Origin of the sequence: Streptomyces sp. TLI_053 (genome assembly GCF_900105395.1) — a bacterium.
Lineage (GTDB): Bacteria > Actinomycetota > Actinomycetes > Streptomycetales > Streptomycetaceae > Kitasatospora.
This window is the reverse complement of the sequence record NZ_LT629775.1, coordinates 2,736,824-2,759,007: the sequence shown is the minus strand read 5'-3', so window position 1 is coordinate 2,759,007 and position 22,184 is coordinate 2,736,824. Positions and strand designations below refer to the sequence as shown.

The window sequence follows — 22,184 nt, the reverse complement described above, 5'->3', positions numbered from 1 at the left end:
GTCGGGCGAGTGGGGCGGGCCGTAGCGGCCCGCCCCACCGTCACCGGCTCAGCAGGGGCCGTCGTCCCCCCAGACGCCCCACTGGCCGCTCGCGGTCGGCACTTCGTTCAGCGTCCACCACTTGGCGTGGTACTTGTGGCCCTGGTACGAGACCTTGGCGCCGCCGGTGTACACGGTGGAGCTGTCCCAGGGCTGGTCGAGGCAGCTGCCCGGGCTCGTCGGCGGCGTGGTGGGCGGGGTCGTGGGCGGCGTCGTCGGCGGGGTGGTGGGCGGGGTCGCCCCGGCGAAGCGGACCGTGAACTTGGTGAAGTCCCAGTCGTTCTGCGCCACGCTGGAGCAGGAGCCGGACAGCCCCGGGTCGACCGGTCCCGGGCACTGCCGGTCCCGGTTGACCGACCAGTAGGTGTAGCGGGCCAGCTTGTGCGCGAGCGCGAAGTCCAGCACCGCCTGGAAGTCCGCCTGCCGGAAGTACTCGGCCGCGTCGGTGCGCCCGTTCATCAGCGAGACGCCCTCGTGCGCGTAGGCGTCCGCCTCCGACCAGCCGAAGGTGGTGCGCAGCAGCTGGTTGAACTTCACCAGCGCGTCGGTCTGCGCGGCCGCGCCGCTGAAGCCGCCGTCGAACGGCATGATCGAGTAGTTGTCCGGGGTGAAGCCCTGGGCCTTGGCCTCGTTCAGCATCTGCTGGCCGAACCAGCCGGTGCCCGCCGCCGTGGTGCCGGCCGTGGTGATCGAGATGTACAGCCCCGGGTTGTTGCGCTGCAGGATGCGGGCCGCGCCGATCTCGTTGCGGATCGCGGCGGCGTTCTCGTACTCGGGTTCCTCCAGGTCGAAGTCGATCGCCTTCAACTGGTACTTGTCGACGACCTTCTGGTACCCGGCGGCGGTCGCCTCCGGCGTCCCGCAGGTCTGGCCGAGCTTGGTGCCGCCGTAGCCGCCGATCGAGACGGAGACGTCGCCGCCCTTGGCCCGGACGGTCCGGATCACGGCGGGCATGGTGGTGTCGGTGTCGATCGGGGACGTTCCGCCCCAGGCCGGGACGCAGCCGCCCTTGTCCAGGATGAACGCGAGCTGGAAGGCCTTCTGGCCGGTGGCGTCCATCACCGTCGAGACGTCCGGCGGGCTGTTGTCCTCGGGCATCAGGTAGGGCGCGGAGGCGTACCAGTTGCTGCCGATGCCACCCGCGGCGACCGCGGGTCCGCTGTCGGCGGCGGCGACCAGGCCGCCGCCGACCAGCGCGCCGGCCACCAGGCCGAGCACCCCGGCGACGGCGAGGACGCCGCGGGGGGAACGCAGGCGGGGCCTGCGGCCGGACGGGTGCGGGGGCTGGGGCGGGTTCGGCTTTCGGTCCGGTTGTGGGGGAAGTGCACGTTCCATCGGGATCTGCCTCTCCAGGAAACGGCGGACTACGGCCCACCCGCGCCAACAGTGGGGGCGGCGCGCCGGGCCGACGGCGCCCCGCGTCGGGGCCGGGCCGCCGCGAGGCCCTCACTGGTATAGACCTGTCCTGAGGAGCCGTCAACCGCCCCGGCCGCTGCTCCGCGTGCGATCGGGCCCGGGGCCGCGCGCGCCGGCCGGGCGCTCAGCGCGGCCCGGCGGGCCCGGCGTGGCCGGGGTGCAGCGCCGCCAGCAGGCCCGTCACCGCCGGGGACCACGGCCGCCCGGCCGGGCCGGTGAGGGTCAGGGTGCGGTGCGCGGCCGGCCGGATCGGCACCAGGACGCAGTCCGGCGGCAGCATCGGCTGCGCCAGTGCCGGCATCACCGAGACGCCGAGCCCGGCGTGCACCATCCCGATCAGCGTGTTGAGGTCACGGATCCGGTGCCGGGGCGAGAAGCGGACGCCGGCCCGGCGGTAGGCGTCCCGGATGTGCCGTTCGCAACCGCCCTCCGAGAGCAGGAAGTCGTCGTCCTCCAGGTCCGCCACGTCGACGCCCGCCTCGGCCGCGAGCGGGTGGTCGCGGCGGAGCAGCGCGTGCATCGAGTCGGCTCCGAGCGGGACCGCCCCCGGCGGCGGCCGCTCGGCGTCCACCAGGACCGCCGCGTCGACCGTGCCGGCCTCCAGCCAGACGGCCAGTTCGTCGTCCTCGCCCTCGAAGACCCGTACCGTCAGCCGGGGGTGCTCGGACCGCCAGTCGCGCAGCAGCGCCGGCAGCAGCCCCTGGCAGACCGTGGTCGGCGCGGCCAGCCGGACGGTGCCGGTCAGCCCGCCGCTGTGCTGCTCGGCGATCGACCGGACCGCCGAGGCGGAGGCGACCGCCGTCCGGGCGTGCGGCAGGATCCGCGCGCCCAGTGGCGTGGGACGGGCGGGCGCGCCCCGGTGCAGTACGGGCGCGCCGAGGACCCGCTCCAGCGCGGCCACCGCGTGCGAGACCGCCGACTGGCTCACGCCGAGCTCGGCCGCCGCCGCCCCGAAGCCGCCCGCGTCCGCCACCGCGACCAGCGCCCTGAGCTGGGCGAGGTTCACTTCCCCGGTCATGAGAGTTCCTCATTCGTGCGGCACCGTCACTTGTTGGACTCATGGTCGGCCGACCCGCGACCCTCTGTCCATCGAGTACGGGCGGGCGGGCGGGCGGGCCGCGGCTTCGGGGCGGCGGCGGCCGAGCGCTGTCGGGCCGGGCCGGAGCGGGTGACGGAGCGGGTCGGGGCCGGGTGACGGCCGGAGAGAGGCGGGTGGTCGGAGTGCGAGGGCGCTGGTGGCCGGGGTTCGTGGCACTGTCGGCGATCTGGGGCGCGAGCTTCGCCCTGATCAAGGTGGCGGTGGAGGCGGGGGTGCCCCCGGTCTGGGTGGCGGCCTGGCGCTGCCTGCTCGGGGCGGGCGCGCTGTGGGTGATCCTCGCCGTCCGCGGCGAGAGCGTCCCGCGCGACCCCGCCGTCTGGGGCCACAGCGCCGTCGCCGCGGTGCTGCTGAATGCGGTGCCGTTCGTCCTCTTCTCCTACGGGGAGACCCTGGTCGGCTCGGTACCGGCCGGGGTGCTGAACGCCGCCACCCCGCTGTTCACCCTGCTCTTCGCACTCGCCGTGGTACCCGGGGAGCCCCGGCCCGGCCCACGGCGGCTCGCCGGACTCGCCCTCGGCTTCGCCGGGGTGCTCACCGTACTGGGCGTGTGGCACGGCTTCGGCGGTGCCTCGGCCGGAGGAGCGGCCGGTGGACCGGCCGGGGACGCCGGACCGCACGGGAGCGGCGCGGGCGCGGTGGCCGGCGGACTGGCCTGCCTGGCCGCGACCTGCTGCTACGGCGCCGGCTTCGCCTACCTCCGCCGGCACCTCGCGGACCGTCCGCACTCCGCGACCGCCCTCTCCACCGTCCAGATCACCTGCGGCGGTGCCCAGCTCGCCGTGGCCGCCCCGCTGGCCGCCGGCGCCCCGCACTGGCCCGGGGCCGGGGCCGCGTCCGCCCTGCTGGTGCTCGGCGCGCTCGGCACCGGTGTCGCCTACGTCCTCAACCTCGGCCTGGTCCGCACCGCGGGGACGGCCGTGGCCGCCGCCGTCACCTATGCGACCCCGCTCTGGTCGACGGCGCTCGGGGTGCTGCTGCTCGCCGAACCGGTCGGCTGGAACACCCTGGCCGGCGGCCTCGCGGTGATCGCCGCCGTCGCGCTCACCCGGCCACCGGCGGCCGGGGGCGGTCGAGGACCGTCCTTGCTCCGGGGCCGAAGGGCGCGTCAGCCGGTCGGTTAGGGTGGGGCGATGGGCACGGGGCGGGCGACGGCCGAGGACACCGGGGCGGGCGCGACCGGGGCGGTCGGCGCCCCTTCCTCGTTCCTCTCCTCCGCCACCGCCGCCGTCGGGGCCGCCGTCGGGGCCGACGCCGGGGCCGCAGGGGCCGCCGACCGGTCGACCGAGGTCGCCGTCCAGGCGGCCCTGCGCGCCCGACCGCTGCGCTTCCCGCTCACCCGCGACTCCCTGCGCTGCTGGGCCTACCTGGCCGCCGGCGCTCTGCTGGGACTGGTGACGGCGGTCCTGCTGCTCGCCCTGGCCGCACTCGGCCTCGGGCTCTCGGTGGTCGGCGTCGGCCTGCCGCTGCTCCTCGCCGTCGCCCTCTCCGGGCTGCCGGCCGGGGCCCTGCAACGCCGCCTGCTCCGGCTCGTCGAACCGGCTCCGGTGCCCGACCCGCACCGGGCCCTCCCCGGGGCCGGTCGCCCCGCCCGGCTGCGCACCCGGCTGCGCGAGCGCGCGACCTGGCGCGAACTCGCCCACACCCTGCTCGTCGCCCCGTCGCTCGCCGCCGCAGCGCTCGGCCTGACCGCCCTGCTGCTGTTCTCCGCGGCGCTGGTCGTCAGCCCGGTGGTGGTGCGGGTGCTCGCCCCCGAGACCGTGATGCTGATCCCCGGCCACGCGGTGCCCGGACCGCTGCACGCGCTCCCGTTCACCGCCGTCGGCCTGGCCGGGCTCTACCTCGGCGGCCACGCCGGAGCGCTGCTCGCCACCGCCCACGTCAGGCTGGCCCGGCTCCTGCTCGGTCCGCGGGAGGAGGATCCCGGTGGCCAGGTCCTCGAACTGACCAGGTCCCGGGCCCGGTTGGCCGACGCCTTCGAGGCCGAGCGCCGCCGCATCGAACGCGATCTGCACGACGGCGCCCAGCAGCAGCTGGTCGCCCTCACCATGACGCTCGGCCTGGCCGCACACGAACTGCGCGAAGGCGCGGGGGCCGGCGGGGGCGGGGACGCCGGCCGTGGCGGCGCCGGGAGCGGGGACACCCCGCCCGGCGCGCTCGCGCTGGTCGACCGGGCCCGGGGCGAGGCCCGGCAGGCGCTGGAGCAACTGCGCGGCCTGGTCCGGGGGATCCATCCGCAGGTGCTCACCGACCACGGCCTGGCCGCCGCCGTCGCCGAAGTCGCGCAACGCCACCCGGTCCCCGTCGAGGTCGACCTGGACCTGCCCGGCCGACTGCCGGGCCCCGTGGAGACCACCGCCTACTTCACCGTCACCGAGGCCCTCACCAATGCCGCCAAGCACAGCGGCGCCACCGCCGTCACCGTCCACGGCCGGGTCGCGGCCGGCCAGTTGGTGCTCCAGGTGACCGACGACGGCCGCGGCGGGGCCGACCCGGCCGCCGGAGCCGGACTGCAGGGACTGGCCGACCGGGTGGCGATCCTGAGAGGACGACTGATGGTGACGAGTCCGACCGGCGGGCCGACCAGGCTCCGGCTGGAGGTGCCGTGCTCCGGATAGCCATCGCCGAGGACGCCGTGCTGCTCCGGGCCGGCCTGGTCGAACTGCTCACCCGCGGCGGCCACCTGGTGACCGCCGCCGTCGGCGACGCGGACGCCCTGGCCGCCGCCGTGGACGCCGACCGGCCGGACGTCGTCGTCACCGACGTCAGGATGCCGCCCGGCTTCCGGGACGAGGGGCTGCGCGCCGCGCTCGACCTCCGCGCCCGCCACGCCGACCTGCCCGTCCTGGTCCTCTCCCAGTACGTGGCCACCCCCTACGCGACCCGGCTGCTCGGGGCGGCGGGCGCGCAGCGGGCCGGACTCGGCTACCTGCTCAAGGACCGGGTCGGCGAGGTGTCCGAATTCCTGGACGCGCTGCGGCGGGTGGCGGCGGGCGAGACCGTGATCGACCCGGACGTGGTGCGGGTGCTGCTGCGCCAGCAGTCCGCGGACCGCCCGATCGCCCGGCTGACCCCGCGCGAGCGCGAGGTGCTGGGGCTGATGGCGGAGGGCCTCAACAACCAGACCGTCGGCGCCCGGCTGAACATCACCGAGGCGGCGGTGGTCAAGCACTGCGGCAACATCTTCATGAAGCTCGACCTCGACCCGGTGGAGGGCAACCGCCGGGTGCTCGCCGTCCTGGCCCACCTCGCCGACCTCCAGGGCGAGTAGCAGCCGTTCGGGGTCCGGACCGGGTGGCCGGTGCCGGGAGCTTCGGCCACCCGGTCGATCCGTTCCCGAACCCTGGACGAGCTCCCGGCGCCGCCGGCGGTGGCGAGCGGGGCCGCCGCCGAACGACGCTCAGGCCGCCGGCCGGAGCGGAGGGTTGTCGAGGAGGAGGTCGTGGCCGACGTCGGTGAGGGTGTGGCGGACCTGCCTGCCCTCGCGGCGGGTGGCGATCAGGCCGGCCGTGCGCAGGGCGGCGGCATGGGCGGAGGCCGAGGGCGGGGTGACGCCGAGCCGCCGGGCGAGCTCGGTGGTGGAGCAGTCGCTGCCGGCGACGACGCGCAGGACACGGGCCCGGGCCGGGCCGAGCACGGCGGCGAGGCCGTCGGCGGCCGGTGACCGGGTCGCGGGCCCGGCGGCCGGGGCGGCGACGGGGGCGGCGATCGGGTGCAGCAGCAGGCTCTGGCGGTCCGGTCCGGCCAGCAGGCTGATGCTCCGTTGGACGAAGTAGTTGGGCCGCAGCTCCAGGCCCCGGCCACCGAGTTCGAAGGAGCCCTCCAGGTCGCCGAGGGTGCACTCCAGCACCCCTTCGTCCCGCCAGACGGCATTCGGGTGGAGCGAGTCGAGCATCCCGCCGATCCCGGAGCGGGCGGCGGTGCGGGCCCGGGCGGCGATGTCGGCCTCCAGGGCGCGGCGGATGTCGGGCCAGTCCGGGGCGAGGCAGGCCCGGAACAGCGCCCAGGCGCCGTCGGCGACCTCGAGCAGGCCCCGGCTGCCGTCCTCGCGCAACCGGGCCAGGGCGGCCGGGAGGCCGGCGCCGTCGCCGTCGCCGAACATCGCGACCCCCTCCTCCACGGCCTGCTGCGGGACGGAGAGCAGCGCGTCGAGCTCGTCGGTCAGCTGCCGCCGGACGTCGTCGAGGTCGGCCACCAGGAAGTCGGGGACGCCGATCGGGCTCGCGTTGACCACCTCGAGGAAGCGCACGGCCCGGTGCGGCACGTGCCGGCGGACGTCCCGCCACCAGCGCTCGCCGCGCGACCCGCTGCCCTGGTGCACACCCGACCGGGCCGAACCGGCCATCAGATGGTCGAACGGTGATATGACGAACCGGGTCCTCGCGAGGTCCGCGACCCCGAACCTCAGTGCGATCACGAACCTTCCTCCGCCCCCGCAGTCGTTCTGACCTGCCCCGTTGTCGACTATTAGGCCCAGAGGCTAATGCATGGCCGTTCGGCCGCTCCGGTTGGCATGCTCTCTCTCGTCGGCGCGGCGGAGGCCAGCTCCGGCCCCCACCACGAGGGGAGTGGGGGCCGGGGCACGATCCTCGACCGGGCGTCCGTGGATCCGGACGCCCGGCGCCGCCCGGCGGACCGGGTCCGGTCTGACGCGGCCTCACTGATGCTGAGCTGGCCTGACGTGGCCTCACCGGGCCTCGGCCGAGCGCGGGTCGAGCGGGTCCGGCGGGGTGGGTGGGTCGAGCGGGGTGGGTGGGGCGAGGAGGGCGGCCAGGCGGTCGGCGGTGGTGTCCCAGGACCAGTGGGTGCGGACCCACTGGCGGCCGGCGGCGCCCATCCGGTCGCGTTCGGCGGCGGGGGCGCGCAGGATGCCGGTGATCGCCGCCGCGACGGCGACCGGGTCGCGGCCGTCCACCACTGTGCCGTTGACGCCGTCCAGAACGGCGTCCGGCGCGCCGCCCGAGCGGCCCACCACCACGGGCAGTCCGGCGGCGGCCGCCTCCAGGAAGACGATGCCGAGGCCCTCGGCCTCCAGTCCGCCCCGGCGGGTGCGGCACGGCATCGCGAACACATCGGCCGAGGCGTAGTCGGCGGGCGTCAGCGCGTGCTCGTGGCCGCCGGCGAAGACGACCGCGCCGGGTTCGGCGTGCCGCCGGGCGAGTTCGCGCAGCCGGCGTTCGTCGGGGCCCCGGCCGACCAGGACCAGCACCGCCCCCGGCACACTGCGCCGGATCAGCGGGAGCGCCCGGACGAGGGCGTCCTGCCCCTTGCGCGGGACGAGCCGCGCCACACAGAGGATCACCGGTGGACGCGGGTCGGCGGCCTCCTCGCGCGTCCCCGGGCGGAACAGTTCGGTGTCGACGCCCGGGACCAGCCGCTCCAGCCGGGGCGCCGGGCCGAGCGCGGGGGCGATCCGCGCGCGGGTGTGGGCGCCGAGGTAGGTGACGACGTCGACGCTGTCGCCGATCCACCGCAGCAGGCGCCGGGCGACGGGGGTGCGGGCCCACCAGATCTCGTGGCCGTGGGTGGTGGCGACGGTCCTCCGTATGCCGGGCGCCTGCCGCCGCAGCCCCGGGGTCATCGCGGCGAGCGGGGCGGCGGCGTCGAACCAGACCCGGTCGCACCCGTGCGCCCGGGCGATCTCGGCGGCCCGCCGGGTCACCCGGGGGGTGGGCAGCAGCATCCGGGACCGGTCGCGGACCACCGGGAACGGCAGCGCGGCGTCGTGCCGTTCGGCACCCGGTTCGGCCGAGGTGTAGACGACGACCTCCCCGGCCGGCAGCCGGGTGGCCATCGCGTGGACGAAGGTCTCGATGCCGCCCTGACGGGGCGGGAAGTCATTGGTGACGACGAGGGTGCCGGTCATGGCGCGGGAACCACCTGGGGTGCGTGCGGACGGGGTGCCTGCGGCTGGGGTGCTTGCGGACGGGGTGCTTGCGGCTGGGGTGTCTGCGGACGGGGGAGGAGTGTCGGTCGGGAGGTCCGGGAGGTCCGGGAGGTCCGGGAGGTCCGGGAGATTCGGGCGAACCGGGTGGTGGCGGAGCCGGGGAAGCGGGGGAAGCGGGGGAAGCGGGGGAAGCGGGGGAGGGGGGTGAGCCGGGGGAGCAGCGCCAGGAGGGCGGGCAGCGCGAGGTAGCCGAACCGCCCGGCGGGGGCGAGCAGGAACGCCAGGGCGAGGCCGACGGCGAGCCGGTCGCAGGCGGCGCGGGTGTCCAGTGGCGGGTGGAGCAGCAGGGAGCGGGCGACGGCGACCCCGGCGAGCAGCAGCAGGATCACGGCCGCGTACCAGCCGGCCGGGCCGAGGTCGGCGAGCAGTCGTCCGGGCAGCGGGCTGCCGGCCGGGGTGGGCAGGTCGCCGCGTCCGGTGGGGAAGGCGAACACCTGCCGCAGCAGCGGTCCCGGGGAGCGCAGCGCGGAGGGCAGCACCAGGGCGGCCGCGCCGGCGGTGGCGGTCACGGCGGCCCGCAGCGCCGCACGCCGTCCGGCGGTGGTCGCGAGCAGGGCGACGACCACCGCGACCGCCGGCCAGGCCGTCCACTTGAGCGCGCAGGCCAGGGCGAGCGCCCACCCGGCGGCGACCGGCCGGGCCCGGCCGGCCAGCGCGAGGGCGAGGACGCACAGGCCGGTCAGCGGCAGGTCGACCCCGCTGACGCACAGCGGCAGCGCGACCACCGGCGAGGCGACGAGCGCCGCGACCGGGAGCACGGCGAACGGAACGGCGGGCAGCGCACCCGTACGCACTGCCACGCTCCTTGCCGTGCGGCCGGGCCGTACGGGGCGGTGCCGGGTCGGCAGGGCGGCGGCGGCCAGGCAGCCGAGGAACGCGGCGGCGCACCAGAGCCGGGCGTCCCCGGCCACCCTGGCCGGCCAGCCGTCCGCACCGAACAGGGCGCGGGGCAGTCCGAACAGTGCCGTCCCGGGGAGGTAGGGCGTGACCTCCGCGACCGTGCGCGGCTCGGCCAGGTACGGCGTACCGTGCCGGAGCAGCAACGCGCCGGAGCGCTCGATGACGGTGACCTCGCTCTGCCCCTGCCCGCCCACCACCAGGAGGAGCAGCGGCACGAGGACCGCGCCGAGGAGCGCGACCGCCACCGAGGCCGCGGGCGCCCGCCGTCGGGGCAGCACGAGCACGGCGACCGCCGCCGCCAGGTACCCCGCCGCCGCGCACAGCCCCCAACTCCGGTGCGGGCCCAGCCCGGACACGACCGGGAACGCCCCCGCCCATCCGGCGGCGAGCACCCACCCGCCGCACCACAGCGCCCGCCGCCCGCCGGGAGGACGGGGGACGCGGTGGGCCCGACCGGAGCCGTCGGCGCGAGGACCGTGCCGAGGACCGGGGCGGGGTCCGGGTCGGCGAGGACCCGTTCGGGGTCCGGGGCGGGGCTCGGGGCGGGGCCCGGTGCCGGGGCGGCGGGCGGAGTGGCGGGCAGGGTGAACGCCGGGGCGGACGTCGGGGTGAACGGCAGGGCCGGGAACGGGCGGGCGCGGGGTACGGACGCGGTGAATCAGCACCACTTCATTGCAGCGGCGCAGGTCAGCGAGGTCATGGCGGTCAGGTCGAGTCCTACGGTCGGGTTTCCCCTACCACCGGGCGGGCGCACGGGGCGGCCCCCGGGCTCCGGGACGGGTGCGGGCGGTGCGGACGACGGGCACGGCGCTGGGTTCCTCCTCGGCAGCGGACTGTCCGGACAAGGGAATTCGTATCCGATCTGACGTTCGGTGTCCAACGAATTACACACGGTGCCGATGTCTCGCTATCGTGGGCGGCGTGGTGAAGTCCTGGGACATGGCGGTCGAGCGGGTGCAGGAACGATTGGCCGCGGCGCCCGCCCTGCGGGCGGTGACCGAGGGGGAGGGGCGCGAGTTCGCGCTCTGGGACCTCGCGGCCTGCGCCGAAGGGGAGTTGGGCGAGCCGGTCGACCCGGCGGAGATCGGCCCGGCCGAAGAGGCCCGGCTGCGCGCCAGGCTCGGCGAGTCCGGCCGCGAATGGCCGGGCGGCGAACTCTACCGGCGCCGCTACTGGCTGCTGGGCGACGGCGGCCCGCGCGCCCCGGGTGGCCCCGGCGGACCCGCTGGGCCGATCGGGCCGGTCGGGACCGTCGCGGTCGACAACTGGACCAGGGGAGCGGGCCAGTTGGCGGTCTCCTCGCTCTATCTGCGCCCCGACGCGCGCGGCCGGGGCCTGGCCGCCGCCGCCCTCGACCGGGTCTACCGCGCCGCCACCGCCGAGGGCCTGTCCGGCTACCGGCTGGAGGCGGACTGGGCCTGGCCCCGGGCCGTCCACTACTACCTGCGCCGGGGCCTCTGGGTGCGGTCCTGGAAGCACACCATCGGTCTCACCCGGATGCCCCAACTCCCGCTCTACCGGGTCCGGGAGGAGCAGGAACGACTGGTGCTGCTGGTCGCCGACCGGCCGTCGGGCGCCCCCGCCGGAGAGGTCTGGACGCCGCTGCTCGCCGCCGGCCGCGAGGGCCGCTGGCTGCGGCTGGACGAGACCGCCGCCTATCGGCAGGCGGACGGCTGGGTGCACGACTACGCCCGCTCGACGCTCGCGCTGCACCTGGCTCTCGCCGGCCGTCCGCTGGTCCGCGGCCCGCAGTGGTGGGCGGAGGCCTGGCGCTGGTCCGACGGCGGGGAGCCGGAGGGGCTGGCGCACTGGCTCGAGCGGTTCGAGCGACGGCGCGGTGCCGCCGGCCGGACGTCCGCTCCGTCCGGAGCGGTCCCGTCCGGAGCCGTTCTGCCCGGAGTCATGCCGTCCGGACCCATGCCGTCCGGAGTCACTCCGCCCGGATCCACCCCGCCCGAGGTCGGTCTGCCCGCCCCCGCACCGGCCCCCCGCCCCGGCGCGGTGGCACCGTAGGGCCGAGTCCGGCGCTGCCGCCCGGGGCCGGGGCCGGGCCCTGGGAGACTCGGCAGCATGGCAGAGATCGAGATCGACGGCGGCCCCGCCGACCCCGCCCGGCTGGCGGCCCTGGGCCTGCTCAACTACGGCCACTTCACCACCCTGCGCGCCGAGTCCGGCCGCGCCCGCGGCCTCACGCTCCACCTGGACCGCCTGGTCCGCGACTGCCGCACGGTCTTCGGCGCCGAGCTGGACCCCGTCGAGGTCCGGGCCCGGATCCGCCGGGTGCTCCCCGCCGACGGCGCGCCGGTGATCGTCCGGGTGACCGTGTTCGACCCGGCGCTCGGCCTGGAACGCCCGGCCGCCCCCGCCGCGCCCCGTCTGCTGGTCACCACCCGCCCCGCGCCGGCCGCCGCACCCGGCCCGCTGCGGGTCCGCACCACCGCGTACCGGCGCGAGCTGCCGGAGGTGAAGCACGTGGGCCTGTTCGGCCTGCTCCACCAGCGCCGGCTCGCCCAACTCGACGGCTACGACGACGCCCTGCTGCTGGACGGTGCCGGCCGCCTCGCCGAGGGTGCCACCTGGAACCTCGCGCTGCACGACGGCCGCGCGCTGGTCTGGCCGGACACCGATGCCGCGCTGCCCGGAGTCACCGCCGCACTGCTCGCCCGCGCCCACCGGGGCCCGCAGCGGCACGAGGCGCTCGCCCCGGACGGCCTGGAGGGCTTCGTCGCCGCCGTCGCCGTCAACGCGGGCGCGGGCGTCCGCCCGATCGCGGCGATCGACAGCACCTCCTTCGACCCGGCCCACCCGGCCGTCGCGGAGCTGCGCGTCGCCTACGAGGGCGTGCCGGGGGAGGAGATCTGATCCGACGTCACGGAGTCGCGGGGTCGGTACCGAACGGCCCAGGTACTGCCGGTGGACCGGGGGTTCGGATCCGGGGTTCGGATCCACCCCCGGGCGGCCGGGGGGGATAACCCCACCCCACGTCCGCCGGTGGCCTCCATGGTCCGCCGCACCCCGCCTTCCTAGCCTGGAACACGTCGACCACCGGCGACGATCCACGAAGGAAGGCCCACCATGTCACCCCGCCGTTCCCGCCTCCGGCCCGAGCCCACCGGCCAGCCCGCCGCGTTCCACGGGAACGCCGCGCCCGCCGCGCCCGCCGCGATCGAACTGCGGGGCGTCCGGCGCAGCTACGGCCGGGGCGCCGAGGCGGTGCACGCCCTGCGCGGCATCGACCTGGCGCTCGGCCGGGGCACGTTCACCGCCGTGATGGGCCCCTCCGGCTCCGGCAAGAGCACCTTCCTGCAGTGCGCGGCTGGCCTGGACCGCCCGACCGCCGGCGAGGTCCACCTGGGCGGTGAGGAGATCACCCGGCTGAGCGAGGACCGGCTGACCAAGCTGCGCCGCGGCCGGATCGGTTTCGTCTTCCAGTCCTTCAACCTGCTGCCCTCGCTGACGGTGCTGCAGAACGTGCTGCTCCCGCTGCGTCTCGCCGGCGAGCGCCAGGACCGCTCCCGGGCCCGGGAGCTGCTGGCCCGGGTCGGCCTCGGGGAGCACGCCGGGCGTCGGCCGGGGCAGCTGTCCGGCGGCCAGCAGCAGCGGGTGGCGATCGCCCGGGCGCTGATCACCGATCCGGACGTGGTGTTCGCGGACGAGCCGACCGGCGCGCTGGACACCCGTACCGCGCACGAGGTGCTCGGCCTGCTGCGGACCGCGGTCGACACCATGGGAGCCACCGTCGTGATGGTGACCCACGACCCGGTGGCGGCCTCGTTCGCCGACCGGGTGGTGTTCCTGGCCGACGGGGCCCTCGCCGACGAGCTCTACCGGCCGGACCCGAAGACGGTGGCCGACCGGATGGTGTCGCTGACCGCGCGCCCGCTGGGGGCGGCGGCATGAGCAACGGACTCGCCCGCGCCTCGGTGCGCTTCCGTCCTGCCTCCTTCGTCGGGACCTTCGTCGCCCTGTTCTTCGCCGCCGCCGTGATCACGGCCTGCGGCACCCTGCTGCAGACCGGCATCACGGCCTCGGTGCCGGCCGGCCGGTACGCGGACGCCCCCGTGGTGGTGGCCGCCGACCAGACCGTCGGCATCACCTTCCGGCAGGGCGACGACACCGACACCGAGGAGCAGCCCCTCCCCGACCGGGCCCGGGTGGACGCGGCACTGACCGCGCGGATCGCCGCGCTGCCGGGGGTGGCCGCGGCCCGCCCGGACAGCGCGTTCCCGGTGCAGGGCGGGCCGTCGCCGGTCACCGGTCAGGGGCAGGTCACCGGCCAGGGGCAGTCCACCGGTCAGAGGCAGCTCACCGGCCGGGGCTTCGCCGCGCTCGGCATCGCCGGCCCGCAGGACCGCCTGCTCGAGGGCCGCGCCCCCGGCGCCGGCGAGGTCGTGCTCGACGCCGACACCGCGCGCGCCGCGCAGCTGGCCCCCGGCAGTACCGTGGCGCTCACCGCGCCGGGCGGCGGCGGGAGCTACCGGATCTCCGGCCTCGCGGCCCCGCAGTCGGCCGGACCCACGGCCTGGTTCGCCGACCAGCAGGCCGACCGGCTCTCCGGCCACCCCGGCCGGGTGGACGCGATCGCCGTCCAGCCGCGCGGGGGGCTGGCCGCCGAGGACCTCGCCGCCCAGGTCGGGGCGGCCGTCGGTGGTGCCGCCGAGGTGCGGACCGGCCGGGACCGGGGCACCGTCGAGCAGCCGGAGCTCGCCGGCGCGCGCGAGGCGCTGGCCGGGATCGGCGGCTCGTTCGGCGGCGTCGCCACCATGACCGCCGTCTTCGTGGTGGTCTCCACCGTCGCGCTCGCCACCGGCCAGCGCGCCCGTGAGTTCGCGCTGCTGCGCGCCGTCGGCGCCACGCCCCGGCAGATCCGCCGCACCATCGCCACCGAGGCGATGCTGGTCGCGCCGCTCGCCGCCGCGAGCGGCATCCTGCCCGGCCTCGGTCTGGCCCGCTGGTGGTTCGACGGGATGGTGGAGCGCGGGGCCGTCCCCGCCGCCGTCGAACTGTCCGTCGGAGCGCTGCCGATGCTCGCGGCGGTGGTGCTGTGCACGCTCGCGGCGCTCGCGGCCGGCTTCTTCGCGGCCCGCCGCCCGGCCCGGATGCGGGCGAGCCAGGCGCTGGGCGCGGCCGCCGTCGAACCGTCCCGGCCGGGGTGGATCCGCACCGGCCTGGGCCTGCTGTTCGCCGTCGGCGGCACCGTGCTCGCCGGGGTCGCCGCCGGGCTGAACGGCACCGACGCCGCCAACACCGCGCTGGGCGTGGTGATGTGCTTCCTGACGGCGGTCGCCCTGCTCGGCCCCTGGGTGGCCCGGGTCGCGGCCGGACTGCTCGGGGTGCCGCTGCGGGCCGGCGGCGCGCCCGGTTCGCTGGCGGCCGACAACACCCGCGCCAACGCCCGCCGGCTGGCCTCGGCGATCACGCCGATCGCCATGGTCACGGCCTTCTGCGGCACCCTGCTGTTCATGCAGAGCACCGTCCGGCACGAGAGCGGCGAGCAGGTGCGGGCCGGTCTCACCGCCGACCACGTGCTCGGCTCCACCGGCCCCGGTCTTCCGGCGGCCGTGCCGGGGGTCGCCGCCGGTGCCGGTGCCGCCGCTGCCGCCGGGACCCCCGGGGTGGTCGAGCGGGCGGCCGCGGTGCCCGGGGTGGAGGCGGCCGTCGGCGTGCTGCGCACCGGCGTCGTCCACCGCGACGGCCACGACCTGGACTCGGTCACCGCGCTGGGTGTCACCGGCGACCCGTCCCGGCTGCCCCGGGTGCTCGACCTCGACGTCCGCACCGGCGCGCTCGCCGACCTGGGCCGCGCCCCGGACACCGTGGCGCTGGACGCCGCCCTCGCCTCCGCCCTGGGCGCCGAGGTGGGCGAGCGGGTACCGCTCTGGCTCGGCGACGGGACGGAGACCCGTCCGCTGGTGGTCGCCACCTACGGGCGCGGGCTCGGTTTCGGCCAGGTGCTGCTGCCGAGGGCGGCGGTCGCGGAACACGTCACCTCGGCGTACGACCAGCAGGTGCTGGTCGCGGACGCGCCCGGCGCGGACCGGGCGGCGGTCGCCCGGGCGCTGGCGGGGCTCGGCGTCCCGGGGATGACCGTCACCGACCGGGCCGGATTCGCCGCGCAGGCGGACAAGGACCAGGAGATGGGTGCTTGGGCGAACGCCGTGATGGCCGGGGTGCTCGGCGGGTTCGCCGCGGTCACGGCGGCCAACACCCTGGTGATGACGGTGCTCGACCGGCGGCGCGAGGTGGCGCTGCTGCGGCTGGCCGGGACCACCCGGGGGCAGGTGCGCCACATGATGCGCTGGGAGGCGCTGCTGGTGGCCGCGACCGGTCTGGGGGTCGGTGCGGTGATCGCCTGGGTCACCCTGGTTCCGATCACCCGGGGCCTCACCGGCGCCACTCCGTACGTACCGCCGGGGACGGCGCTGCCGCTGGCGGCCGGGGCGGTGGCGCTCTGCCTGGCCGCGACGGCCCTGCCGGCCAGGGCGCTGCTGCGGTCCCGTCCGATCGCGATGGGCGGCGGCAAGCAGTAGCGACGGCAAGCAGTAGCGGCCTCGAGCGGCAACGGCGCGAGGCGGGGAGCGGCGCGAGGCGGGGCGGGCTTCGGGTCCGGGCCCCGGTCCATCGAGGGCGACGGGGGTGTCGTCGGCGGACCGGGGTCCTTCGCGTGCGCGGGGCTGCGCACGCGAGCCCGCGCGTAACGCGAGCATGCACGCCCCCGCGCGTACGGCCCCGGACGCGCGGGGGCAGGCCGGGGTGCGACGGGGGATCGCGGTGGAGGAATGCGCGGGGCCGTCGTACCGGCCGTCCGGGTGACAAAGCCGCGGCGATGAGCCGCGCGAGAGTGACCGTAAGCCGCAAAGCGCTTGATCCGCGCAGATAGTGATGTGTGATCAGTTACGCTCACGGCCGCGTCCGTCCAGGTGGCGCGCGTCCGTAGTGCCACGTCACACCCACCCGTTCCCGCGCCGAGTGCGTCCGGCATGCCCGTCATCCCGGCCTGCCCGCTCCGCCGCGGTGCCCGGCAGAGAGAAGGCCGACCGTTGAGCAGTCCCCCCGTGGCCCGCACGCCCCGCCTGCCGTCGTTCCCCCTGGTGGGCCGGTCGGCCCCGGCCCCGGCCGTTCCGTCGGGGGGCCGCCTGCCGCGGCTGCTGCTGCGGGCCACCGCGACCGGGTCGGCCCTGCTGGGGCTGGCCCAGACGGTGCTGGCCGGAAGCTTCCTGAACGGCCACTACGAGGCGCTCCGGGCACACGAGCTGGCCGCGATGGCCCTGGGCGGTCTGCTGCTCGCCCAACTGCCGGTGGCCGCCCTGGTCCGCCGGGGCGGGGGAGCGGGCGGCGCGCGCGGGCCGTGGTGGCCGCTCGGCGCCACCCCGCTGCTGCTGGCCGCGTTCGGGGCGCAGATGGGGGCCGGCTACGGACGGGCGGTCGGCGTGCACGTCACCCTGGGCGTGCTGCTGGTCAGCGGGCTGCTGTTCGGCCTGGTCGGGGCCTGGCGGCCGGTCCCGGTGCCCCGGGCGACGGCGACGTCGGACGTCGGACGGGACGCCGAAGCGGAAGCCGCGGACGGAGGCGGACCGGGCGCAGGGCCGGAGGCGGGGCCGGAAGCGAGCCCGGCCGCCGGAGCCGGTGACGGCGGCTCCGGCCGGCTGCCCCGGCCCACCGGCGCGGGGGCCGACGCGGTGGAGGTGACGCCGTGAACCGCCGCCGGTTCCTCGGTGCGGGCGTGGCCGTGCTCGGCGCGGGCGCCGTCGGGGCCCTCGCCGGTCCGGCGACCGCCCGGCTCCTGGCCGAGGCGCGGCCGGGCCGGCTGCTGAGCAGCGCGGTCCCGCTGCCGGCGGCGTTCCAGGTGCCGCTGCCCGTTCCGGCGGTGCTCGCCCCCGTCCGCTCCGACGCCACCGCGGACCACTACGAGCTCACCCAGCAGATCGCCCGGCTGGAGATCCTGCCCGGCCTGCGGACCGAGGCCTGGACGTACGGCGGGACCTTCCCCGGCCCGACCGTGGTGGCCCGCTCCGGCCGGGAGATGGTGGTGCGGCACCGCAACGAGCTGGCGGTGCCCACGGTGGTCCACCTCCACGGCGGCCACACGCCGGCGGAGAGCGACGGCTACCCGGTGGACCTGCTGCTCCCGGTCGGCTCGTCCGCCGACCGCTCCACCTGGGCCGCCCACGCCGACCAGTCCGGCCACGCGATGGCGGGCATGGCGGGCATGGCGGGAACGGCGGGCGCCGCGGACCGCTCCCGGACCGTCACCGGCGAGCGCACGTACGGCTACCCCTGCCGGCAGCGCGCCGCCACCCTCTGGTACCACGACCACCGGATGGGCTTCACCGGCCCCGGCGTGTGGCGTGGCCTGGCCGGCTTCCACCTGGTCCGCGACGAGGAGGAGGACGCCCTGCCGCTGCCGCGCGGCGAACGCGAGCTCCCCCTGATGCTCGCCGACCGGTCCTTCGCCGCCGACGGCTCCTTCGCCTACCCCGCCGCCGACGCGACCCTCGCCGTCCCCGGCGTCACCGAGGACTACATGAACGGTGTCCTCGGCGACGTCGTCCTGGTCAACGGCGCCCCCTGGCCGCGCGCCGAGGTCGACCGGGCGCGCTACCGGCTGCGCGTGCTCAACGCCTCCAACACGCGCCTCTACCGGCTCGAACTCGACCCGCAGCCGTCCGGCGGCGGCGCCCTGGTCCAGATCGGCGGCGACGGCGGCCTGCTGGAGCAGCCGATCGCGCACGACGCGGTCGAGATCGCGCCCGCCGAGCGCTTCGACCTGGTGGTCGACTTCTCCCGCTACCCGGCCGGCACCCAGGTCCGGCTGATGAACCGGTTCGGCAGCGGCCGGACGGAGGAGGTCATGCTCTTCGACGTCTCCTCGCGGCCGGTGCGCGACGACTCGACGGTCCCCGAACGGCTCTGCACCCTGGAGCGGCTCGACCCTGCCGCGGCCGTCACCACCCGGGTCTTCGGCTTCCGGCGCAGCCGCAACGCGGGCTGGACGATCAACAACCAGCCCTACGAGCCGGGCCGCTCGCTCGCCCGGCCTGCGCTCGGTACCACCGAGATCTGGCGGTTCTTCTCGGACGTCCACCACCCCGTCCACGTGCACCTGAACGCCTTCCAGGTGCTGTCGCGCAACGGCAAGGACCCGGGGCCGTACGACGCGGGCTGGAAGGACACCGTGGACCTGCGGCCGGCCGAGGCGGTGGAGGTGCTGGTGCGGTTCACCGACTACGCGGGGACGTACATGCTGCACTGCCACAACCTGGAGCACGAGGACATGGCGATGATGGCGGACTTCGTGGTCGAGTGACCGGCGCTGCCGTGCCGGGCGGTGGTTCTGGGCGGTGGTTCCGGGCGGTGTTCTGTCGGGTGCTGCCGTGCCGGGCGCTGCCCGTCCGGTGATGTCCTGTCCGGTGCTGCTCTGCCCGGTGCCGCTGTGCCCGGGCGGCGTGGTCGGGCACGGCCCGTTCGGCGGAGCGCGGGCGGGTGACCGGACGCCCGGCCCGCCGGGCCGCCCCGTCCGGGCGCTCCACCCGTCCGGCCCGCCCCGGCCCCGGTGCGGGCCGCCCGCTCCCGGTGCGGGACGTCCGGTCCCGACATGCCGCGTCGCCGGACGTGATCTAGCGTCGCGGGGAGGACCGCGGGAGCATCCGGGTCCTGCCGGAGGGGGAACCGCTGGACGGACGCACCGAGGAGCCGCGCATGACCAGTCCGACCGAACGCCGGCGGCGCGGCCGGGCCGCCCGCGAACGCGTACCGCGTTCCGCCCACGGCCCCTGGATCCCCGCAGCCGACCGGCCCGACCCGCTGGCCGTCCTGGCCCGGCAGGCCGAGGACCGGCTCGCCGACCTCGGCCCGATCCGCTACGGCCGGATGGCCGAGTCGCCGTTCGCCTTCCTGCGCGGCTCCGCCGCCGTCATGGCCGCCGACCTGGCGGCCGTCCCGGACACCGGGATCACGGTCCAACTCTGCGGCGACGCACATCTGTTGAACTTCGGCGTGTACGCCTCGCCGGAGCGTGCGCTGCTCTTCGACGTCAACGACTTCGACGAGACCTACCCCGGCCCGTTCGAGTGGGACGTCAAGCGTCTCGCCGCCAGCGTCGCCGTCGCCGCCCGCGACAACGGCCACAGCGAGGAGCAGGTCCGCCGGGCCGCGTTCACCGCCGCGCAGGGCTACGCCGTCGCCGTGCGCCGCCTCGCCGGGATGGGTGAACTCGACGTCTGGTACGCCCGGATCGACGCCGAGGACATCCTGCCGCTGGTCCACAAGGCCAGTCGCCGCAAGCGCGTCGAGGCCAACCTGGACAAGGCCCGCCGCCGCACCAGCCTCCAGGCCTTCGGCAAGCTCACCGAGAAGGGCGAGGACGGCCGGCGTCGGATCGTCGACGACCCGCCGCTGATCGAGCGGCTGCCGGAGGACGAGCTGCGGAAGCTCGGCAAGATCTACGGCGACTACCGGGCCACCCTCGCCGAGGACCGCCGCGTCCTGCTCGACCGGTTCCAACTGGTGGACGTCGCCCGCAAGGTGGTCGGGGTCGGCAGCGTCGGCACCCGCTGCTTCATCCTGCTGCTGTCCGGGCGGGACGAGCGCGATCCGCTGTTCCTGCAGATCAAGGAGGCGGGGCGGTCCGTGTTGGAGGACCACCTGCCCGTCTCGCGGCCGTCCGCCGAGGCCCCGGTGGTCCACGGCGGCCGCCGGGTCGTCACCGGGCAGCACCTCATGCAGGCGGCCAGCGACATCTTCCTCGGCTGGACCACCGGCCCGGCCGGGCGGCACTTCTACGGCCGCCAGCTGCGCGACATGAAGGGCTCGGCGGACGTCGCCCGGATGACGCCCGCCGATTTGCGGCAGTACGCCGACCTCTGCGGCCGCACCCTCGCCCGCGCTCACGCCCGCTCCGGTGACCGGTTCGCGGTCGCCGGCTACCTGGGCCGCTCGGACGCCTTCGCCGAGGCCATCGCCGACTTCTCGGTCCGGTACGCCGACCGGACCGCCGCCGACCACGCCGAACTGCTGGCGGCGGTCGACGCCGGCACGGTGACGGCGCACCGGGGCGTCTGAGGAGTTGGGCGTTCGACCAACGGGGCGGGGCCGCACAGTTGGGAGCCTGGCCAATAGTGGGCTTCGGGGGGGGGCTGGGTGCCCGAAGTATCGGAACGCGCCATATTGGTCAAATGACCAATATGGCGCCCGGGTGATTGGGTGTTCGACCAACGGCCAATGTGGTGACCTGGGTCGGGGTGCCGATCGGCAGGGTGTCCAGCAGTTGGCCGTCCGACCAAAGGGGCGGCGCGGGATTGGTCGTCTGACCAATAGCGCGCTCGCGAAATTGGTCACCCGGCCAACAGGGCCAACGGGCAATTGGGCACTCGACCAACGAGGCGTCCGGCCGGGATGAGCCCTCGTCCCGAGAGTTCACCGGGCCATTCCCGCCGGGGAATGGCCCGGCGGCCCCGATCCGGCTACAACTGGCTGTCGTGGACTTCCCCAGTACGCTCCGAGAGCGCCGCACCGGACGCCGTCTCAGCCAGCTCGAGCTTGCCGGTCGGGCGGGTACTACCCAGCGCCACCTCAGCTTCATGGAGTCGGGGCGGTCGGCGCCCGGGCGCGGCATGGTCGTCCGGCTCGCCGAGTCGCTCGACCTGTCGCTGCGCGAACGCAACGAGCTCCTGCTGTCGGCCGGTTATGCCCCCGTGTACGCGGAGTGCCCGCTCGACGGGCCCGAGCTGGCGCCCGTCCGGTCCGCCCTCGGTCACATCCTGGAGGGCCATCTCCCTTATCCCGCCGTGGTGGTGGACGGCCGGGGCGACATCGTCGCCGCCAACGCCGCGCTCGGACTGCTGACCGAGGGGATCGCACCGGAGCTGCTCGGCCGGGGTGCGAACGCCTACCGGCTCGCCCTTCACCCGGCCGGGCTCGCCCCGAGGATCGTCAACTTCGCGGCGTGGTCCCGGCACGTCCTGGCGGCCACCTCCCGCCTGACCGAGCTGCACGACGAACTGGCGGGTTATGTGCCGCCGTTGGACGAGTCCCCGCCCGCCCGGGATCCGTTGGGGTTCGCCGTTCCGCTCCATCTGCGCAGCCCGTACGGCGAGTTGCACCTGATGACCACGGTGACCACGTTCGCCACCGCCGTCGACGTCACGCTCGCCGAACTGCGACTGGAGGCGTTCCTGCCGGTCGACGAGCCGACGGCCGCCGCCCTGCGTGCCTATGCGGAGTTGGAGCCGGGGGATCAGAGCCCGGGGAACTGGTAGTCGGTCGCGATCCGGCCGCCCTCGTCCAGTACCAGCACCTCCACCCCGCCGCCGAGCACCTCCGCCTCGCCCGGACGCACCATCACCCAGGTGAGCTTGACGGCGTCGCCGACCCGGATCGCCTCGCCCTGCCCGCGGAAGGCGTAGCCGCCGTCGGCCACGAACTCCTGGTGCGCCCGCGCCACCCGTCGCTCCAGTGCGTCATGGCCACGCGCCTCCAGCACGGTGTCCGCGAAGCCGAGTTCGGCCGCTCGCTCGCGCATGTCCTCGGGCGGCTGGAGCAGGTGGACGCAGTCCGCCGCCCACAGCTCCTCGATCGCCCGCCGCCGCCGGTCCGGGTCGGGCTCGTTCCAGAGCGCGACGTAGCGATCGGCGATCCGCTGGGCGGTGCCGGTGCCGGTGCCGGCACCTGCGTCGGTGTCGGTGCCTGCGGCGGTGTCGGTCTTCGTGCTCATGGTGCCTTCCTCGTTCCCCTGGTGGCTCTCGCGGCTCTCCTGTGCCGCCCATCCTGGGCGGTCGACGGAGGCCC

General features: G+C 76.4%; 17 protein-coding genes. 11 read left to right on the top strand and 6 right to left on the bottom strand.

The features are described from left to right. Positions 1-48: 48 nt before the first annotated feature. Both BLU95_RS10975 and BLU95_RS10970 read right to left on the bottom strand, forming a co-directional pair. Positions 49-1,248 carry a carbohydrate-binding protein gene (locus BLU95_RS10975; protein WP_173862249.1) on the bottom strand — a complete coding sequence of 400 codons (1,200 nt, stop codon included), beginning with the start codon at positions 1,246-1,248 and terminating at the stop codon, positions 49-51. Between the two features lie 331 nt (positions 1,249-1,579). Beyond that, positions 1,580-2,473, bottom strand: coding sequence for a LysR family transcriptional regulator (locus BLU95_RS10970; RefSeq protein WP_093859854.1), 894 nt, complete (start codon positions 2,471-2,473; stop codon positions 1,580-1,582). Between the two features lie 230 nt (positions 2,474-2,703). Here BLU95_RS10970 and BLU95_RS10965 point away from each other — a divergent pair, with 230 nt between their 5' ends. Genes BLU95_RS10965 through BLU95_RS10955 form a run of 3 tightly spaced genes read left to right on the top strand, consistent with a single transcriptional unit; the run spans position 2,704 to position 5,822 of the window. Next, the gene (locus BLU95_RS10965) at positions 2,704-3,675 is read left to right on the top strand and encodes a DMT family transporter (protein WP_286158625.1); all 972 of its coding nucleotides are present in this window, start codon (positions 2,704-2,706) and stop codon (positions 3,673-3,675) included. Between the two features lie 9 nt (positions 3,676-3,684). Continuing rightward, positions 3,685-5,169, top strand: a complete 1,485-nt coding sequence (locus BLU95_RS10960) for a sensor histidine kinase (RefSeq protein ID WP_093859852.1) — start codon at positions 3,685-3,687, stop codon at positions 5,167-5,169. Continuing rightward, positions 5,157-5,822, top strand: a complete 666-nt coding sequence (locus BLU95_RS10955; protein ID WP_093859851.1) for a response regulator — start codon at positions 5,157-5,159, stop codon at positions 5,820-5,822. The genes BLU95_RS10960 and BLU95_RS10955 overlap by 13 nt, the downstream gene beginning before the upstream one ends. Positions 5,823-5,951: 129 nt before the next feature. On the opposite strand, the gene BLU95_RS10950 is transcribed toward BLU95_RS10955, so the two are convergent. From BLU95_RS10950 to BLU95_RS45050, 3 genes are all read right to left on the bottom strand, one after another. After that, positions 5,952-6,968, bottom strand: coding sequence for an ArsR/SmtB family transcription factor (locus BLU95_RS10950; RefSeq protein ID WP_093859850.1), 1,017 nt, complete (start codon positions 6,966-6,968; stop codon positions 5,952-5,954). Positions 6,969-7,238: 270 nt separating this feature from the next. Continuing rightward, positions 7,239-8,417, bottom strand: coding sequence for a glycosyltransferase family 4 protein (locus BLU95_RS10945; protein WP_093859849.1), 1,179 nt, complete (start codon positions 8,415-8,417; stop codon positions 7,239-7,241). Next, positions 8,414-9,790 (bottom strand): glycosyltransferase 87 family protein, encoded by a 1,377-nt coding sequence (locus BLU95_RS45050; protein ID WP_286158624.1) that lies wholly within the window; start codon positions 9,788-9,790, stop codon positions 8,414-8,416. Before BLU95_RS45050 ends, BLU95_RS10945 begins: the two co-directional genes overlap by 4 nt. 529 nt (positions 9,791-10,319) lie before the next feature. On the opposite strand from BLU95_RS45050, the gene BLU95_RS10935 reads away from it, so the two are divergent. The 8 genes from BLU95_RS10935 to BLU95_RS10900 all read left to right on the top strand — a co-directional run bounded on the left by BLU95_RS10935 (position 10,320) and on the right by BLU95_RS10900 (position 21,655). Then, positions 10,320-11,411 (top strand): GNAT family N-acetyltransferase, encoded by a 1,092-nt coding sequence (locus tag BLU95_RS10935; protein ID WP_159424854.1) that lies wholly within the window; start codon positions 10,320-10,322, stop codon positions 11,409-11,411. Positions 11,412-11,468: 57 nt separating this feature from the next. Next, a complete protein-coding gene (locus BLU95_RS10930; protein ID WP_093859847.1) occupies positions 11,469-12,260 on the top strand; it encodes an aminotransferase class IV in 792 nt (263 codons plus the stop codon). Positions 12,261-12,473: 213 nt separating this feature from the next. Further along, positions 12,474-13,298, top strand: a complete 825-nt coding sequence (locus tag BLU95_RS10925; RefSeq protein WP_093859846.1) for an ABC transporter ATP-binding protein — start codon at positions 12,474-12,476, stop codon at positions 13,296-13,298. Continuing rightward, on the top strand, positions 13,295-15,928 hold the full coding sequence (locus BLU95_RS10920) for an FtsX-like permease family protein (RefSeq protein ID WP_093859845.1): 2,634 nt from the start codon (positions 13,295-13,297) through the stop codon (positions 15,926-15,928). The genes BLU95_RS10925 and BLU95_RS10920 overlap by 4 nt, the downstream gene beginning before the upstream one ends. A 510-nt stretch (positions 15,929-16,438) precedes the next feature. Beyond that, a complete protein-coding gene (locus tag BLU95_RS10915) occupies positions 16,439-17,095 on the top strand; it encodes a hypothetical protein (RefSeq protein ID WP_159424853.1) in 657 nt (218 codons plus the stop codon). Then, a complete protein-coding gene (locus tag BLU95_RS10910; protein WP_197698745.1) occupies positions 17,092-18,705 on the top strand; it encodes a multicopper oxidase family protein in 1,614 nt (537 codons plus the stop codon). Before BLU95_RS10915 ends, BLU95_RS10910 begins: the two co-directional genes overlap by 4 nt. 392 nt (positions 18,706-19,097) lie before the next feature. Next, on the top strand, positions 19,098-20,459 hold the full coding sequence (locus tag BLU95_RS10905) for a DUF2252 domain-containing protein (protein ID WP_093859843.1): 1,362 nt from the start codon (positions 19,098-19,100) through the stop codon (positions 20,457-20,459). A 416-nt stretch (positions 20,460-20,875) separates the two neighbouring features. Continuing rightward, positions 20,876-21,655, top strand: coding sequence for a helix-turn-helix domain-containing protein (locus BLU95_RS10900; RefSeq protein WP_093859842.1), 780 nt, complete (start codon positions 20,876-20,878; stop codon positions 21,653-21,655). On the opposite strand, the gene BLU95_RS10895 is transcribed toward BLU95_RS10900, so the two are convergent. After that, positions 21,634-22,110: a hypothetical protein gene (locus BLU95_RS10895; protein WP_231978515.1), complete on the bottom strand. Its 477-nt coding sequence runs from the start codon at positions 22,108-22,110 to the stop codon at positions 21,634-21,636. The two genes, BLU95_RS10900 and BLU95_RS10895, sit on opposite strands and share 22 nt — an antisense overlap. Positions 22,111-22,184 lie beyond the last annotated feature (74 nt).

Bases quoted from the DNA above. Each gene is read 5' to 3' on its own strand.
- BLU95_RS10970 (WP_093859854.1), bottom strand. From the start codon at position 2,473: ATGACCGGGGAAGTGAACCTCGCCCAGCTCAGGGCGCTGGTCGCGGTG.
- BLU95_RS10960 (WP_093859852.1), top strand. From the start codon at position 3,685: ATGGGCACGGGGCGGGCGACGGCCGAGGACACCGGGGCGGGCGCGACC.
- BLU95_RS10945 (WP_093859849.1), bottom strand. From the start codon at position 8,417: ATGACCGGCACCCTCGTCGTCACCAATGACTTCCCGCCCCGTCAGGGC.
- BLU95_RS10930 (WP_093859847.1), top strand. From the start codon at position 11,469: ATGGCAGAGATCGAGATCGACGGCGGCCCCGCCGACCCCGCCCGGCTG.
- BLU95_RS10925 (WP_093859846.1), top strand. From the start codon at position 12,474: ATGTCACCCCGCCGTTCCCGCCTCCGGCCCGAGCCCACCGGCCAGCCC.
- BLU95_RS10920 (WP_093859845.1), top strand. From the start codon at position 13,295: ATGAGCAACGGACTCGCCCGCGCCTCGGTGCGCTTCCGTCCTGCCTCC.
- BLU95_RS10905 (WP_093859843.1), top strand. From the start codon at position 19,098: ATGACCAGTCCGACCGAACGCCGGCGGCGCGGCCGGGCCGCCCGCGAA.
- BLU95_RS10895 (WP_231978515.1), bottom strand. From the start codon at position 22,110: ATGAGCACGAAGACCGACACCGCCGCAGGCACCGACACCGACGCAGGT.